This window comes from Halobellus sp. MBLA0158, assembly GCF_041477585.1.
Classification (GTDB): domain Archaea; phylum Halobacteriota; class Halobacteria; order Halobacteriales; family Haloferacaceae; genus Haloquadratum; species Haloquadratum rubicundus.
The window spans coordinates 372321-386679 of the sequence record NZ_JBGNYA010000001.1; the positions used below are offsets into that span (position 1 = coordinate 372321).

Consider the following 14359-nt stretch of genomic DNA (forward strand, 5'->3'; position numbering starts at 1 on the left):
ATAGAAATTCGGAGAAGGCGCTGGGACAGACATCAGCCGACAGTTGCATCCCGATATACGGAATTATACTACTTTTGTGAGGAGATGAATCAGCCCGAGTCGTCGTGAAAACCACGATTAGAATTTGAATTCCGACATTCGGAATTCGATGCGTGTAGATCCACCATCGTCTAGAATGTCCGGCGTTGAGGACGCTGGCGAACGCACTTTCTGTCTACCTTCCCGATATCCGGGAAATATAAGTTCGATGCGCGGGAACGTATGGTATGGAAAACCAGAACGCATCCCGGGTCAAGACGACCGAAACGTCGTTCGAGATCCTGGAAATCCTCTTCGAGGAGGGCGAGGCGACGCGGGAGGAGCTCGAAGAGCGGCTGGGGCTGGCGACGAGCACCGTCCATCGGCACCTGGCGACGCTCCAGGAGTACGGGTACGTCGTCCCCGGGACCGAGGGGTACCGGCTGAGCTTCAAGTTCCTCACCTTCGGGGGGTTCCTCCGCCGGGAGGTGCCCGGCTACCCGATGATCAAGCAGAAGGTCGACGACCTCGCGGCCCAGACCGACGAGCGGGCGCAGTTCATCATCCGGGAAGGGACCGATCGCGTGTACCTCTACACCGAGATCGGCGACAACCCCGTTCAGACCGGCGCCCACACGGGCCGACGCGGGCCGATCTACTCCAGCGCCGCCGGGAAGTCGATCGTCGCCTACCTCCCCGAAGCGAAGCGCGAGGAACTCATCGACTCGTTTTCCCTGGAGCGGACGGGGCCGAACACGATCACGGATCCCGACGAACTCCGCGCGGACCTGGCGGAGATCCGCGAGCGGGGGTACGCGCTCAACCGCGAGGAGTCGACCGCGGGCGTCCACGCCATCGGCGCGCCGGTCCGGGTGAACGACGACGAGATCATCGGCGCGATCAGCGTCTCCGGGCCCGCGACGCGGCTCAAGAGCGACCGGCTGGAGGACGAACTGCCCGACCTGGTGTTGGCGGCGACGAACGAGCTCCAGCTACACATCGAACACAGCTGAATCGGAGGAAACGCGCCTGAGAGGCACTCACAGGGCAGATTCCAAAAGAGATTAAGCCGCGAGCCTGCTACCACCGATACCGTGACGACACCCCAGCCGACGAAGCGGCCGACCGACGCCGCGTACCTCGACGGCGACCCCGATGTCCCGTCGGAACTGCTCAGCCTCCCGTGGATCGACCCGCACAACCACGCTCACACCCTCTCGTGGAACGACCGGGAGCGCTACGCGCTCGCGGGCTGCCGCGCGATGCTGATGATCGCCTCCGGCGCCCACTGGACCCCCTACCGCCCCGTCGCCGCCGACGACGTGCGGTACCTCTGGGACGACGCGATCAACCGCCGCGCGGCCATCGAGCGGAACCACTTCTACGAGGCGAAACTCGGCATCGGCGCGCCGACGCGCATCCGCATCGAGGACCCCGACGCGCTGTTCGACGCGATGGAGGCCTACGTCCAGTTGGACGAGGTGGCCGCGGTCGGCGAGACCGGGATCACCCCTTCCCAACACGTCAGCGCCTGGCCGCTCGACGAGCAGCGCGCGGCCGTCGGGCGCCAGTTCGAGATCGCCGCCGACGCCGACCTGCCGGTCGTCCTCCACACGCCGAACAAGTCGATCGGTCCGGATCGCCAGTACCGCGACGGGATGGCCGTGCCGGGCTACGAGAAGAACGTCGCCCTCGGCGCGGACCCCGTGATCGATGCCGACACCCCCGCGCTGGAGGCGGTCCGGATCGACGTCGAAATCGCCCGCGAGGTCGGCCTCGACGAAGAGCGGATCGTCGCCTCCCACGCCGACGGCAACAACCTCGAATTCCTCTTGGAGGAGACCGGCTGCTACGCGAGCTTCACGCTGGGGCACTCGTGGATGACCGGCGTGACGCCCGCCGACATCGCGGACGCGATCGAGACCTACGGCCCCGAGCGGATCATGGTCGACACCGACTGCGCCAACATCCTCCGCTCGGACCCGTTCTCGCTGAAGCGAGCGATCCTCGAACTCTACCGGCTGGGCGTCGACGTCGAGGACATCCGGCGGGTCGTCTGGAAGAATCCGCGGTCGGTGCTCGGCCTCGGCGACGCGTGAGCAGGCCGGGGCGTCGCTTCAGTCGTCTTCTTCCTGGAGGTTCGCGCGGCGGCGGTCCTTCTTGTACGGCGTCTCCGCGACGGTCGCTTGGACCTCCTTTTGGACGTGCCGCTCGACGGTCGGACTGCGGCGGTTCTCGCCTTCGCCCCACAGGACCGTCACCTCGGTCCCGGGTTCGGCGTACTCGGTGTCGACGACGGCGAGCGAGAGCATCTTGCGGAAGTAGTACGTGTAGCCCCGCATCGTGGCGACGCCGACGTCCTCGCCGTCCTTCACGACCCGGTCGGCGACCATCGCCCGCTTCTGCTGGTGAGGCATATCCATATACTTGTAGGTGTCGTCGGTCTCGAAGAGCGAATCGTAGACCGTCTTGACGTCCTCGTCGGCCCACTCCAGGGTGACGAGCGTGCGCTCGGGGTTCGCCTGTTTCTCCTTGAGCGCCTCGCTGCCGATGAAGTCGTCGTCCTCGTCGACGTACCAGTCCCAGCCGAGTTCGACGGGGTCGCGGTACCAGTCGGTGATGTCGTCGGAGTCGAAGCTCCCCTCCAGCGGGTGGGTGATCAGATCGCGGTGCATGTGCTCGCGGAGCCAGTCGCGGTACTCGGCCATATCGTCGTGGAGGATCGCCGAGACGTAGTCGCGGATCCGCGTCGGGATGCCGGATTCGAGCTGATTGATCGCGGAGGTCTTGACGCTGAGCCGGCGGATGCCGTACTCCTGGCCCGCCTCCAAGATCGCGTTCCAGACGTCCTCGCCGGCCTCGCCGGGGCCCTGGAGCTCGAAGCCGATCTCGCCGGACATCCCGAAGCGCACGGCGCGGACGTCGTGACCGGCGATCTCGATGTAGCCGAAGTGCATGAAGTCGACGTCGCGGGGCGCCTCGCCCGCGACCTCGTCGAGCACCTTCAGGGAGTTCGGGCCCTGGATCTGGAAGTTGAAGGTGTCGCGCCACTCCGTGTCGGCGTCGTAGTCGCCCTTCTCCAGGTGATAGGCCGTCCAGTACGACGGCACGCCGTGGATGACGAACTCCTCTTCGCCCTCGCGGACGAGGACGCCGTCGGCGACGACATCGCCGTCCTCGTTGACCTGCACGAGGTGCTTGCCCGCGCCGACGGCGTAGTCGTCGAAGGAGTTGATGCTGACGTCCGAGAGGAGTTCGAGCGCGTCCGGCCCGGTCAGTCGGAGGTTCGCGAGGAACGTCCAGTCGCCGAGGTAGCACGTCTCCTTCCAGGAGAGCTGTTCTTCGATCCAGTGGGTGTACTCGCCGGGACGGCGGCCGCCGAAGTCCTCGCGGCGGTTGGCCGTCTGCATCGCGCTCACTGGACTCTCGTCTACTTCGTCGGGATCTGCCTCGCCCATAGGTCCGGATCTCTCACGATCAATTTAACTGTTTGGGCGCCGGCACTCCGAGGATCCGATCCGGATCTGCCACCAACGTTTATTATGGACGAACCAGAGCGTAGCCGTATGGCGTTGTTACTCGGTACCGATGCCGGACTGTATCGCGTGGGCGACGTCCCGTTCGACCGGGACGAAGCCGAGCAGGTGGTCGACTGCGGGATGGTGACCGCCGTCGAGACGTTCGACTCACACGACGGCGTGTTCGTCGCCTCGACGGAGGGCGCCTACCGATCGACCGACGGCGGCCACACCTGGGAGGACCTGGAGGTGCCCCTCGGCGACCGCTTCTGGCACGCGGGCCAGAGCGAGGTGTGGTCGATCCTGGGGACCGAAGACGCGCTCTACGCGGGGACGAACGATCCCTACATCTTCCGCTCGACCGACGGCGGCGACACGTGGGCCGAGTGCAAGGGCTTCCGCGACCTGCCCTCGCGCGGCCACTGGGAGTCGCCGATCGACCCCCACTACGCCCGGCTTCGCGTGCTGGAGCAGGTCCCGGGCCGCCCCGACCAGCTCATCGCGGGCGTCGAGGCCGGTGGGATCCACGTGAGCTACGACGGCGGGCAGACCTGGGAGGACCGCCGCGACACCATCGTCGACGACATCCACCACGTCCTGCCGATCACCGAGGACGTCTGGCTCGCCGCGACGGGCTACCTCGACCACAACCTCGAAAATCTGGGCCTGGGCCACGCGGTCGCGGCGGGTGGGCTCCACCGGACGACCGACGGCGGCGAGTCCTGGACGCGGATCGACCAGGGCAACGACTTCTCCTACATCCGCCGGGTGTTCATCCACGACGGGGCCGTCATCTTCTGCGGCGGCGAGGAGGCCCCGCCCGCCTGGCGCGAGGACGACCACGAGGTGGCGCTCTTCGAGTCGACGAACTTCGGCCGCGACTGGGAGCGCGTCGACTTCCCCGGCGAGCCCCACGAGGTGATCGAGACGTGGGCGATCCACGACGGCGACGTCGTCTGCGGCTCGGGCCTCTTCGACGTGCCCGAACCGCGCGACGACGTCGAGGGGCGACTGATGCGCAGAAACGACGACGGCACCTACGAGACGGTCGGACGGATCGAGGCGAACGTCAGCCGGATCGAACCGGTCTGAAACCGCGGGCGGCGAGTCGAAATCAGTCCGCGCGGCCGCGGAGCGCCTCGACGAGGAAGGTGACGGTCGCGCCGATCAGCGCGATGTTCTTCAGGAAGTGGATCTTCTGGTTCGCCTTTTCGCCGCCCTCGAACCGCCAGAAGCTATGGATCACCGGCGTGGTCGAGAGGAAGAACAGGAGCACCATCGCCGCCGCCACGAGCGGCCACACCCACAGCGTCAGCAGGAGGGTCGCGACGAGGAGCATCCCGGTCGCCAGCGGGACCAGGAGTTCGGCGGCGGGGAGACCGCGGTCCTTGGCGATCTCGACGCGCTTGTCGTTGTTCCGGAAGCCGTCGACGCTCATATAGAAGAGCGTCCCGCCGAACAGCAGGCGGCCCAGGAAGGACGGCGGGCGTCTGGAGTCGGCGTCGTCGTCGCCGTCAGTCATCGGACTCACCCCGCAAGGAATCGATACGGAATACGTCGCTGTTGAGTCGCATATCGGGAGAATAATTCCGCCTACCGATACATAATCCTTGCCACCAGAGATGACGATTGTCCCGAGTAGCTGATTGGAACAGAAGGCGAGGGTTCTAACAGACTTTTTTTCTCGAAATCACGTACTCAGGTCTATTATTGCAATATTTATTCGGGTTTGGACAACGGCAAGAGGGAGTAACGTCCGTTAATAGACAAGCCGGTACTTCGATAAACGCTGTCCTAAAGACAAACTAAGGATCACTACTATGTGAGAAAATCCGGAGATATAGATGAGTTAATTCCAGACACTGGACCGGCAGGTATATTTATTCTCAAATAAAGATGAATAATATGGCACGAAGTAGCCAGGCCTCCGATAGACTTGTCATCGATTTCGGCGCGCACTTACACCCGACCGATCCCGAAGAGTTCCAGGCGTTCAGAGAATTTATTGAAGAATCAGATGGAAGTGCCATACACTCCGAGATGAATGCACTCGCCGCTCGGTACGAGGAATCCGGAATCGACGGTGCTGTTCTTTCTTCTCCCTTCTTTATGGGTAATGGTGATTTGGACCGCGTCGAAACCGGCAACGATGAACTGCTGAAAACCGTCAACGGTTGGGACAATTATTATGCCCTCGCTGGGATTCCGACGGCAGCAGGGGGCGAAGAGGCAGCGGCAGAGTTTGAGCGTTGTTTGAACGCGGGCTTCAATGGCGGAGCGCTCGAAACCAAAACTGACGGAATCGAACTACACGACCCGGAAGTCGAACCGATTCTTGAGGTGGCTGATCAAACTGGCGCACCTATCCTCGTTCACCCGAAACTCAACGAATCTCTCCATCCCGATGCTCTTGACGATACGTGGCGGCTGAATGCAATTTTCGGTCGTGAGGTCGCGTTGGCAGAGAGCATCTGCAAAGTCGTCCATACGGGTGTTCTGGATCGCTACCCGAATCTCAACCTCGTCTATCACCACACTGCGGGCAACATCGCCAGTATGATGGGGAGAATCGCGCTACAATTAGACGAGGGCCGATGGCCCGGTATGGAGGACGTAGTTGGGTTCGATGAGTTCAAGAGCCAAGTTGAGGAACGGATCTACCTCGACAGTTCGGGTTATTACGGGCGTAGCTCCCCGTTCCGTACTACGTTAGAGGAGTTCCCGTCCTCACAGCTGCTGTTTGGCTCGGACTTCCCCTACGAAACCCGAGTCCCGGAGGTGTTCGATAAGATCGTGTCGAGCATCGACGAAGTCTCCTCCGATGCCGATACTCGTCGGATTTTGAGTGACAACGCGCTCGACCTGCTTGTTAACGTCTAAATCCACTATTCAAGGGAACGAAATTTCAGCGAAAGGCTATTGTCCCATATTACCAAGTGGGCTGTTGTGAGTGAAACCGTGACCGAGCACGAGATTATCGATTTCGCGGCGCACATACACCCAGACGATCCGCCAGAGAACGAATTCGCCCATAGGTTCGTAGAACGCGATATCGGTGACGTCTATCGAAATATAGAGCGTTATTCCGAGTGTTACGACCAAGCCGGAATAGACAGCGCGGTGCTTTCACAGCCATACTATCTGGGGCATCATAGTGCGGAACGTGCAAGGAGCGCAAACGACGCCCTGTTCGAGATTATCCGAGACCGACCGAAGTACTACGGGCTAGCATCGATCCCGACGGCGGCAGGGGGCGAAGAGGCGGCAGCGGAGTTCGAGCGTTGTTTGAACGCGGGCTTCAACGGCGGGGCTCTCGAAACCAAGACGGATGGAATCGAACTGCACGACGCCGAAGTCGAACCCATCCTCGAAGTCGCCGACCAAACTGGCGCACCTATCCTCGTTCACCCGAAACTCAACGAATCCCTTCACCCCGACGCCCTCGACGATACGTGGATGCTCAACGCCGTTTTCGGTCGTGAGGTCGCGTTGGCAGAGAGCATCTGCAAAGTCGTCCATACGGGTGTTCTGGATCGCTACCCGAATCTCAACCTCGTCTATCACCACACTGCGGGCAACATCGCCAGTATGATGGGAAGGATTCACAATCAAATGGAGAAGTTTCCCCCTGAAGTTTGGGCGGGATCGGCTGATGATCAGATAAAATCCTACCGCGAGTTCAAACGGCAACTCGAATCACGCATCTACCTGGATATTTCGGGGCACTACGGTCAAAACAGCACACTCAGGACTGCGTTGTCGGAATTTCCGACGTCACAGCTCCTTTTCGGGACGGACTTTCCATTCGAGACGCGTACCACCGAGGATTTCGATCAGTTCGTCAACAGCGTTGGGGCAGAGTGCTCGGAGACAGATGCACATCGGATCTTCAGCGAAAACGCGCTGAACCTCCTTGTGGCCGCGTAGCGCTTCACTCGTTCCGCGCTTCGTACCTACGATGGCTATGCTGCAGTGAATCATAATGGTTGTTAGTGGGAAAAGTATAAATATCGCTATGAAGATGTAGCACTTGTTGTTCCTATGGTATCAAGAAGGTCCGTGCTTAAGACCGGTGCATTGTCAGTAGTTAGCGCTTCACTAGCAGGCTGTTCTGGAAATGGCGGAAGCGATGGGGGAGATGGAGGCAGTGGCGATAGCGGCGGAAGCGATGGAAGTGACGGAAGTGGTGGAGAAGTCACATCCAGCAGTGGCGACCTCCAGACAGTTCGGATCACACTGGGTCCGGCTGGATTCGCTGGGATGGTCAGGCAGCATCTGACTGAAGATACCGATATACTCGAATCCCGAATGAATGAAGCGGGCTATACCGCCGAAGTTCGCGAGACATGGCAGGGAGCGACCCAGTTCGCTGCTGGTGGTCCGGACTTTTCCAATATTGGCACCATCGAAGCCGCACGTCTCGCTGCCGAACGGGAGCTAAATATTGCAGTTGTCGCTCGTGTGGCAGCGAATTGGGCCGGAATGTTTGTCAGGCCTGGATCAGACTACGATCCAGAGGTTGCGGGTGGAAAAGAAGAAGCATTCCGAGCATTAGCGGAGGATGACGCACTGATTGGGATCGGGTCGTGGGGCGGCGGTGACTATCCCGGACACCAGATTCTCGCATCGGATATGGGGCTTCGCTTCGCCCGAGAGGACAGCGATTTCAACATTCAGACAGCCAATTACGGGGCCTTGGGTCAACTCGTTGCCGACGGCGATCTCGCGGCAGGGTCCACTGGACCAGTTCTCGGTGCGGTCGATCTAGTACGAAACGAGGAGATCGTTCCGATATATTACCCCGCAGACTATCTCAGCGAACTTGGTTTCGGCGAGATGAATATCAACACATGGGTTACCACGCAGGAGTTCGTCGACAATAACCGCGGTGCTGCTGAGGCGTTGGTTCAATCCTGGTACGAGGGGACCTCCTGGCTCCACGAGAACGCACTTAGCGTCGTCGAGGACGATCAGTGGTGGGGTGGGATCGGAGCAGAAAGCGAAGAGGGAGCAAAGTGGATGGTCAGATATGGCCTGTTCAACGAGTACACGCTCGATAGTCCATATATTTACGAGGAGCCCGAACTCTCCGATGAATACGTCGAGGGTGATCAAGCTCTACTGGAAGAAGCTGCCGCACTCGGAACCATCCCGGAGAGCTGGGCGGACTATCTCACGTATGCGCAAATTCCGCAGGAATAATCGATGAGTGTCCCGACCAGCGAGCGGATCAGCCTGAGAGCTCGTATACCTGAGCAGTTGATATCGAACGAGAAGGTAGTGTTCGTAGAGGCGTTTGTCGTCTTAGTCCTCGTCTGGTCAGGCCTCGCTCACGGATTGGAGATGACGGATACCATCTCCTCCCCGATGTTGGTCGGAGCGAGTCTGTACGAACTTCTCATCAGTATGGAATGGCTCATCCACGTTCAAACCACACTCCAACGGAGCCTGTATGGCTTCGTCGTGACAATGGTGGTTGGAACGTTTTTGGGGATACTAATGGGTATGAGTGATTTCTGGCGAGATGCACTGAAAGATTTCGTTACTATCGGCCTCGCGCTACCGTCATTGTTTGCAGTGGTTTTCGTAGCAATGTGGTACGCGCCGACCGGGCTCGTGACCGAGCTTACTCCGACTGTCGCAGCAATGACTATCGGATTTCCGTTTGTGACACAAAACGTGTATCAGGGTATCCGCGGTGTCGATATGGATCTGGTCGATATGTCCAACTCGTTCGAGGTCTCACGTAGAGAAATGATCCGACACGTCCTTCTCCCGTCGGTCTTGCCGGAGTGGTTCTCGGGCGTTCGGTACGCGTTCGCAATCGCCTGGAAGATCACAACTCTCGCCGAGTTAATCGTCGCCGAGATCGGTGTCGGCTTTATGATCAACGAAGGGATGCGCACGCTGTCTTTAACGTCAGTACTCACGTGGACCGTTCTGTTCCTCATCGTCATTCTCTTCGTCGAGTACGGTATTCTCCAACAGATCGAGAAACGGCTCTTCGCGTGGCGGCAATCGGAGGGAATCGCGTGGGCATAATGCGCTATAGTGAGTCGGAACTGGCCACACAGAACTATCGACAATCATCGCAACAAAAAGGGCGCTAAAAATGAGTTCACACCAATCATCAACAGAAGATCGGTCGAGTCCAGCAGTGACATCCGCGGATGCTGGGGCGATCAAAGTACAGAACCTCGCGAAAGAGTATGAGACCGAGGGTGGAATGGAACTCGTCTTCGAGGACGTGTCGTTTGAAATCGAGCCCTCGAGCTTCGTGACGCTCATCGGGAAATCCGGTAGTGGGAAGTCAACACTGCTCGACATCGTTAGCGGCATTACGAAAGCGACGGCTGGATCAGTGACGTTCGATCCCCCAGACGTAGAACTCGGTCACGTATTCCAGTCACCACGGTTGCTTCCGTGGCGGACCTGCCTAAAGAACATCGAGTACGTTCACAAGGACAATCCCGACTACACCGACGACCTAGCTAAGCAATATCTCGATATGGTCGGGCTGAGTGATCACTACAACAAATACCCAACCCAACTCTCTGGTGGACAACAACAGCGAGTCGGGATCGCTCGAGCGCTGAGTATCGATCCAGAAATATTGCTAATGGACGAACCGTTCAGTAATCTCGACGAGATCACAGCTGAAAGTCTGCGGCAGGAGCTACTACAAATCTGGGGGGAACTAAACAAGACAATATTCTTCGTGACGCACGATATAACCGAAGCGATCGAATTGTCCGATCGAATCCTTATGATCGGTAACGGTGAGATCTATGGAGACGTTTCAGTCGATCTCGACCGACCACGGGATCTCGAATCGAACGAGTTCCTTCAATTCCGCCAGCAGGCGATAGACAAGTTCCACAGTATCGAGTGAATATGGCAACGAAAAATAAATTCTCTGGGATTGGCGGAATAAATCTTCTCGGAGGAGGCTGGCCAGCAAGGGTATTCGGTGTGGGGCTTCTGTTCGCCGGATGGTTCGCATTAGCTTGGTACTTCCCGAACGAACTGATGCCGTTCCCCATAGAAACGCTGGTATTAGCCACGGAGTTCGTTCGTAGTGGTGTTATTTGGGGCCATCTTTTCGCTACTCTGTGGCGTATTCTGTGGGGCTTTACTGGATCAATGGCGATTGGGATCGCTCTCGGAGTGGCGATGGGATCGTCACGATTCGGTCGGCTGTTTTTTGTTCCATACACCGTTTTTGGTCTCTCTATCCCGGCAGTCGCGTGGGCGGCAATTGCTCTCCTCATTTTCGGTTTCTCCGATCTAACGATCGTGTTCGCAACTGTAGCTGTTACTTATCCGTATATTGCGATCAATATTTGGAAAGGTGTAGAAAATATTGACGCAGATCTCATCAAAATGAGCAAATCATTCGATGTCTCGAATATCCAGATGCTTCGGCATATGATTCTGCCGAGTATCGGATCTGCACTCTTCGCATCCGTCCGATTCGGTCTCGCGATTTCGTGGAAGATCGTCACTATCGGCGAGGTATTCGCAGCGAACAACGGTATTGGAGCGATATTGTTCGAGGCTTACGAATTGTACCGGTTCGAAGAAGCGTGGGCGTGGGCAGTTATTTTCATTATTTTCTTGCTGCTTATTGAGTATGCTATCTTCAAACCGCTCGAGCGGCGTGTTCAGAATTACCGACAAGATGTTGATTTCTCGGGAGGTGCAGTCACGTAACTATCCCCTATCTTCCCCTCCGTAATTCCAGCCCTATTCAAGTGAAGCCAAGAAATCAGACCGCGGATACAACCACCCCGGGCGGCAGGGCTTCCCAGAGAGTTCAGCCGTTCCGACGATGGACTCGAATTCGAAACACAATAATGATAACTGCACTAGTACCGAGATGTTCGGAGAAGAAAAGATCGACTCAGTGCCGATGCGCCCGGCCGGAGCAGCCGGACTCACGGTCGTCGCTCCGGGCCCGAAAGGCGCGGTCGATCGCGACACGAACACCAACGACAAGAGAATATGACTGACGAAAGCAAGATACTCGACGGCATCACGGTGGTAGATCTCTCGACGTTCGTCACGGGCGGCTTCTGCTCTGCGATGCTCGCGAACCAGGGCGCAGACGTGATCAAAGTCGAACAGCCCGGCTACGGCGACGCGATCCGCCACTCGGGCCCACCGTTCATCCAGGAGGAATCGCCGTACTACTGGACGGTGAACTACGGGAAGGAGAGCATCGAACTGGACCTGAAGAACCCCCGGGCGGTGGAGGCGCTCTACGAACTGGCCGAGGAGGCGGACGTCTTCATCCAGAACTACCGCCCCGGGGTCGCAGAGCGCCTCGGCGTCGACTACGAGTCGATCAAGGAACACAACGACGACGTCGTCTACCTCGCCGTGTCGGCGTTCGGCCAGACCGGGCCGTGGCGCGAGCGGACCGGATACGACCTCCTCATCCAGGGGATGAGCGGCATCATGAGCGTCACCGGTGAGGAGGACAGACAGCCGGTGAAGGTCGGGCTCCCGATGACGGACCTGATCACGGCGATGTGGGCCGCCTTCGGCGTCACCTCGGCGCTCTACAAGCGCGCGCGGACCGGCGAGGGCGAGTACATCGACCTCGGGATGCTGGAGTCGACGCTCCCGTGGCTCACCAAGCAGGCCGGCCAGGTCTTCGCCGGCGAGGAGCCCGAGCGGATGGGAACGAAAGACCCCGTGCTCGCGCCCTACCAGACGTTCGAGACGAAGGACGGCTACATCAACATCTGCATCCTCAACGAGAAGCTCTGGGGCGAACTGTGCGAGGCCCTCGACCGGCCGGAACTGGAGGACGACGACCGGTTCGCGACGAACGCCGACCGGGTCGGCAACGTCGACGCGCTGGAAGCAGAGATCGAAGACACCCTCGCCGACGGGACCACCGAAGAGTGGATCGAGACCATCGCCGAGGAGGGCGGCGTCCCGGCGGGGCCCGTCTACGACGTCGAGGAGGCGCTGAACAACCCCCAGATCGACGCCCGCGGGACGATCACGGAGATCGACCACCCCGAACTCGGGACGATCCCCGTGATCGAGCATCCCCTGAAGTTCGAGAACGCCGACAACGGCTTCGAGCTCCCGCCGCCGCTGCTCGGCGAGCACAACCGCAAGGTGTTCAGGCGGCTGGGCTACGCCGAAGAGGAGATCGACGAGATGGAGGCCGCCGGCGTCTTCGGTGATCGAGATGGCTCAGCGGAGTGAACGCGAGCGGCCGCGACGGCGCGGAGCCGACGCCGGGCGGCGGAGCGCGAGGCGATGACCGGGGTCGGGATCGACGGCGTCGGGATGACCGAGTTCGCCTCCGAGACCGACGACTCCGTGCTCGAACTCGGGAGCCGCGCCGCCGAGCGGGCGCTCGCGGACGCGGGCCGTCCCGGAGAGATCACCTCCGTCCACGTCGGGAACGCGCTCGCGGGCCAACTGACGACGCAGGCGGGCGTCGCGAACGCGCTGACGTCGTATCTCGGTATCGAGGGCGCCCGCGCCGACCGGGTGGAGAACACGAGCGCCAGCGGCGCGAGCGCGCTCCACCGCGGCATCGACGCGGTCCGCGAGGGCGACTCCGAGGTGGCGCTCGTCGTCGGCGTCGAGAAGATGTCCGGCGGCGCGACGGCCGAGGTGACGGAGGCGATCAGCCGGCTGGTCCACGCCCGGGAGTACGCCCAGGGGCTGACGCTGCCCTCCTTCGCGGGACTTGCGGCCGGCGCGTACCTCGATCGCTACGACGCACCCAGGGAGTCGCTGGCGGCGGTCGCGGTGAAGAACCACGCGAACGCCGTCCACAACCGATTCGCGCAGTTTCAGAAGGCCGTCACGGTCGAGTCGGCGCTGGAGTCGCCGGTGATCGCCGAACCGCTCCGGCTCTACGACTGCTGTTCGATGACCGACGGGGCGGCCGCGGTCGTCCTCTGCCGCGACGGCGACGTCGACGTCTCGGGCGTCGCCAGCGCCACGGGGACCCACGCGGTCGCGTCGCGTTCGGACCTGCTCGACTTCGAGAGCGTGCGGCGGGCCGGAAAGCGGGCGTTCGACCGCGCGGGACTCGGTCCCGACGACGTCGACGTCGCGTGCATCCACGACGCGTTCACGATCCTGGAACTGCTCGAACTGGAGGAGCTCGGCTTCTACGAGGCCGGGACGGCGTGGCGGGCGGTCCGGGACGGCGAGACCGACCTCGACGGGTCGCTCCCCGTGAACCCCGGGGGCGGCCTCAAGGCGCGCGGACACCCGCTCGGCGCGACCGGCGTGGCGCAGATCGTCGAACTGGTCTGGCAGCTGCGCGGCGACGCGCCCGCGGAGCGGCGGGTCGACGGTCCAGAGACCGGCCTGGCGATCAACGTCGCCGGCTTCGGTAACAACAGCGTGTGTACCCTCCTGAGCGGATGACCGGAACGCGAGACGGATCCCCCGACCGAAACGGACTGCGAGCGGACGAGGCCTTCGAGTGTCCGGACTGCGGGGCGCGGTGGTACTACACCCGGCACCGCTGTCCCGACTGCGGCGAACGCGAGGCGGCGACCGTCGAACTCGGCGTCGGCGAGCTCGTGGCGGCGACCCGCGTCGAGGTGACGCCGGCGGACGTCCGCAGTCCGAACCGCCTCGGGGTCGCGGCGTTCGGCGACGTCCGCCTCGTCGCCCAGATCGACGGGAGCGACGTCGACGTCGGCGACCGCGTCGCGTTCGACGGCGCCTACGCGCTGCGCGAGGGCGACGAGCGCCGGGAACCGCGGCTGACGGCCGCCGACGAGTCGGACGCGTAGCCCGCGGGGTTTACTGGGCGGTAAATTTTTACCCTCCGG

14 protein-coding genes are annotated in these 14359 nt (G+C 60.9%); 12 read left to right on the forward strand and 2 right to left on the reverse strand.

Going from position 1 to position 14359, the window contains the following annotated elements:
- The first annotated feature begins 266 nt into the window (after positions 1-266).
- Both OS889_RS01865 and OS889_RS01870 read left to right on the forward strand, forming a co-directional pair.
- Entirely contained in the window at positions 267-1031 is a 765-nt protein-coding gene (locus OS889_RS01865; RefSeq protein ID WP_372386785.1) for an IclR family transcriptional regulator, read from the forward strand.
- An 81-nt stretch (positions 1032-1112) separates the two neighbouring features.
- Positions 1113-2117, forward strand: a complete 1005-nt coding sequence (locus OS889_RS01870) for a TatD family hydrolase (RefSeq protein WP_372386786.1) — start codon at positions 1113-1115, stop codon at positions 2115-2117.
- Positions 2118-2135: 18 nt separating this feature from the next.
- Here the strand turns inward: OS889_RS01870 and OS889_RS01875 are convergent, their stop codons facing one another.
- Complete coding sequence (locus tag OS889_RS01875) at positions 2136-3476, reverse strand: glycine cleavage T C-terminal barrel domain-containing protein (RefSeq protein ID WP_372386787.1); 1341 nt, start codon at positions 3474-3476, stop codon at positions 2136-2138.
- A 108-nt stretch (positions 3477-3584) separates the two neighbouring features.
- Between OS889_RS01875 and OS889_RS01880 the strand changes: the two genes are divergently transcribed.
- Positions 3585-4628: a WD40/YVTN/BNR-like repeat-containing protein gene (locus OS889_RS01880; protein ID WP_372386788.1), complete on the forward strand. Its 1044-nt coding sequence runs from the start codon at positions 3585-3587 to the stop codon at positions 4626-4628.
- Positions 4629-4650: 22 nt separating this feature from the next.
- On the opposite strand, the gene OS889_RS01885 is transcribed toward OS889_RS01880, so the two are convergent.
- Positions 4651-5058, reverse strand: coding sequence for a DoxX family protein (locus OS889_RS01885; protein ID WP_372386789.1), 408 nt, complete (start codon positions 5056-5058; stop codon positions 4651-4653).
- A gap of 383 nt (positions 5059-5441) precedes the next feature.
- Here OS889_RS01885 and OS889_RS01890 point away from each other — a divergent pair, with 383 nt between their 5' ends.
- The 9 genes from OS889_RS01890 to OS889_RS01930 all read left to right on the forward strand — a co-directional run bounded on the left by OS889_RS01890 (position 5442) and on the right by OS889_RS01930 (position 14320).
- Positions 5442-6416, forward strand: a complete 975-nt coding sequence (locus tag OS889_RS01890) for an amidohydrolase family protein (RefSeq protein WP_372386790.1) — start codon at positions 5442-5444, stop codon at positions 6414-6416.
- A 66-nt stretch (positions 6417-6482) separates the two neighbouring features.
- A complete protein-coding gene (locus OS889_RS01895) occupies positions 6483-7463 on the forward strand; it encodes an amidohydrolase family protein (protein WP_372386791.1) in 981 nt (326 codons plus the stop codon).
- Between the two features lie 381 nt (positions 7464-7844).
- Positions 7845-8738: a substrate-binding domain-containing protein gene (locus OS889_RS01900; protein ID WP_372386792.1), complete on the forward strand. Its 894-nt coding sequence runs from the start codon at positions 7845-7847 to the stop codon at positions 8736-8738.
- A gap of 3 nt (positions 8739-8741) precedes the next feature.
- Positions 8742-9578 carry an ABC transporter permease gene (locus OS889_RS01905; protein WP_372386793.1) on the forward strand — a complete coding sequence of 279 codons (837 nt, stop codon included), beginning with the start codon at positions 8742-8744 and terminating at the stop codon, positions 9576-9578.
- A 115-nt stretch (positions 9579-9693) separates the two neighbouring features.
- Positions 9694-10428 (forward strand): ABC transporter ATP-binding protein, encoded by a 735-nt coding sequence (locus tag OS889_RS01910; RefSeq protein ID WP_372386794.1) that lies wholly within the window; start codon positions 9694-9696, stop codon positions 10426-10428.
- A gap of 2 nt (positions 10429-10430) precedes the next feature.
- Entirely contained in the window at positions 10431-11249 is an 819-nt protein-coding gene (locus OS889_RS01915) for an ABC transporter permease (protein ID WP_372386795.1), read from the forward strand.
- A gap of 291 nt (positions 11250-11540) precedes the next feature.
- Complete coding sequence (locus OS889_RS01920) at positions 11541-12761, forward strand: CaiB/BaiF CoA transferase family protein (protein ID WP_372386796.1); 1221 nt, start codon at positions 11541-11543, stop codon at positions 12759-12761.
- A gap of 54 nt (positions 12762-12815) precedes the next feature.
- On the forward strand, positions 12816-13946 hold the full coding sequence (locus OS889_RS01925; RefSeq protein WP_372386797.1) for a thiolase C-terminal domain-containing protein: 1131 nt from the start codon (positions 12816-12818) through the stop codon (positions 13944-13946).
- Positions 13943-14320, forward strand: coding sequence for a Zn-ribbon domain-containing OB-fold protein (locus OS889_RS01930; RefSeq protein WP_372386798.1), 378 nt, complete (start codon positions 13943-13945; stop codon positions 14318-14320). Before OS889_RS01925 ends, OS889_RS01930 begins: the two co-directional genes overlap by 4 nt.
- Positions 14321-14359 lie beyond the last annotated feature (39 nt).

Bases quoted from the DNA above. Each gene is read 5' to 3' on its own strand.
- OS889_RS01900 (WP_372386792.1), top strand. From the start codon at position 7,845: ATGAATGAAGCGGGCTATACCGCCGAAGTTCGCGAGACATGGCAGGGA.
- OS889_RS01875 (WP_372386787.1), bottom strand. From the start codon at position 3,476: ATGGGCGAGGCAGATCCCGACGAAGTAGACGAGAGTCCAGTGAGCGCG.
- OS889_RS01920 (WP_372386796.1), top strand. From the start codon at position 11,541: ATGACTGACGAAAGCAAGATACTCGACGGCATCACGGTGGTAGATCTC.
- OS889_RS01890 (WP_372386790.1), top strand. From the start codon at position 5,442: ATGGCACGAAGTAGCCAGGCCTCCGATAGACTTGTCATCGATTTCGGC.
- OS889_RS01885 (WP_372386789.1), bottom strand. From the start codon at position 5,058: ATGACTGACGGCGACGACGACGCCGACTCCAGACGCCCGCCGTCCTTC.
- OS889_RS01880 (WP_372386788.1), top strand. From the start codon at position 3,585: ATGGCGTTGTTACTCGGTACCGATGCCGGACTGTATCGCGTGGGCGAC.
- OS889_RS01915 (WP_372386795.1), top strand. From the start codon at position 10,431: ATGGCAACGAAAAATAAATTCTCTGGGATTGGCGGAATAAATCTTCTC.
- OS889_RS01865 (WP_372386785.1), top strand. From the start codon at position 267: ATGGAAAACCAGAACGCATCCCGGGTCAAGACGACCGAAACGTCGTTC.
- OS889_RS01930 (WP_372386798.1), top strand. From the start codon at position 13,943: ATGACCGGAACGCGAGACGGATCCCCCGACCGAAACGGACTGCGAGCG.
- OS889_RS01925 (WP_372386797.1), top strand. From the start codon at position 12,816: ATGACCGGGGTCGGGATCGACGGCGTCGGGATGACCGAGTTCGCCTCC.
- OS889_RS01905 (WP_372386793.1), top strand. From the start codon at position 8,742: ATGAGTGTCCCGACCAGCGAGCGGATCAGCCTGAGAGCTCGTATACCT.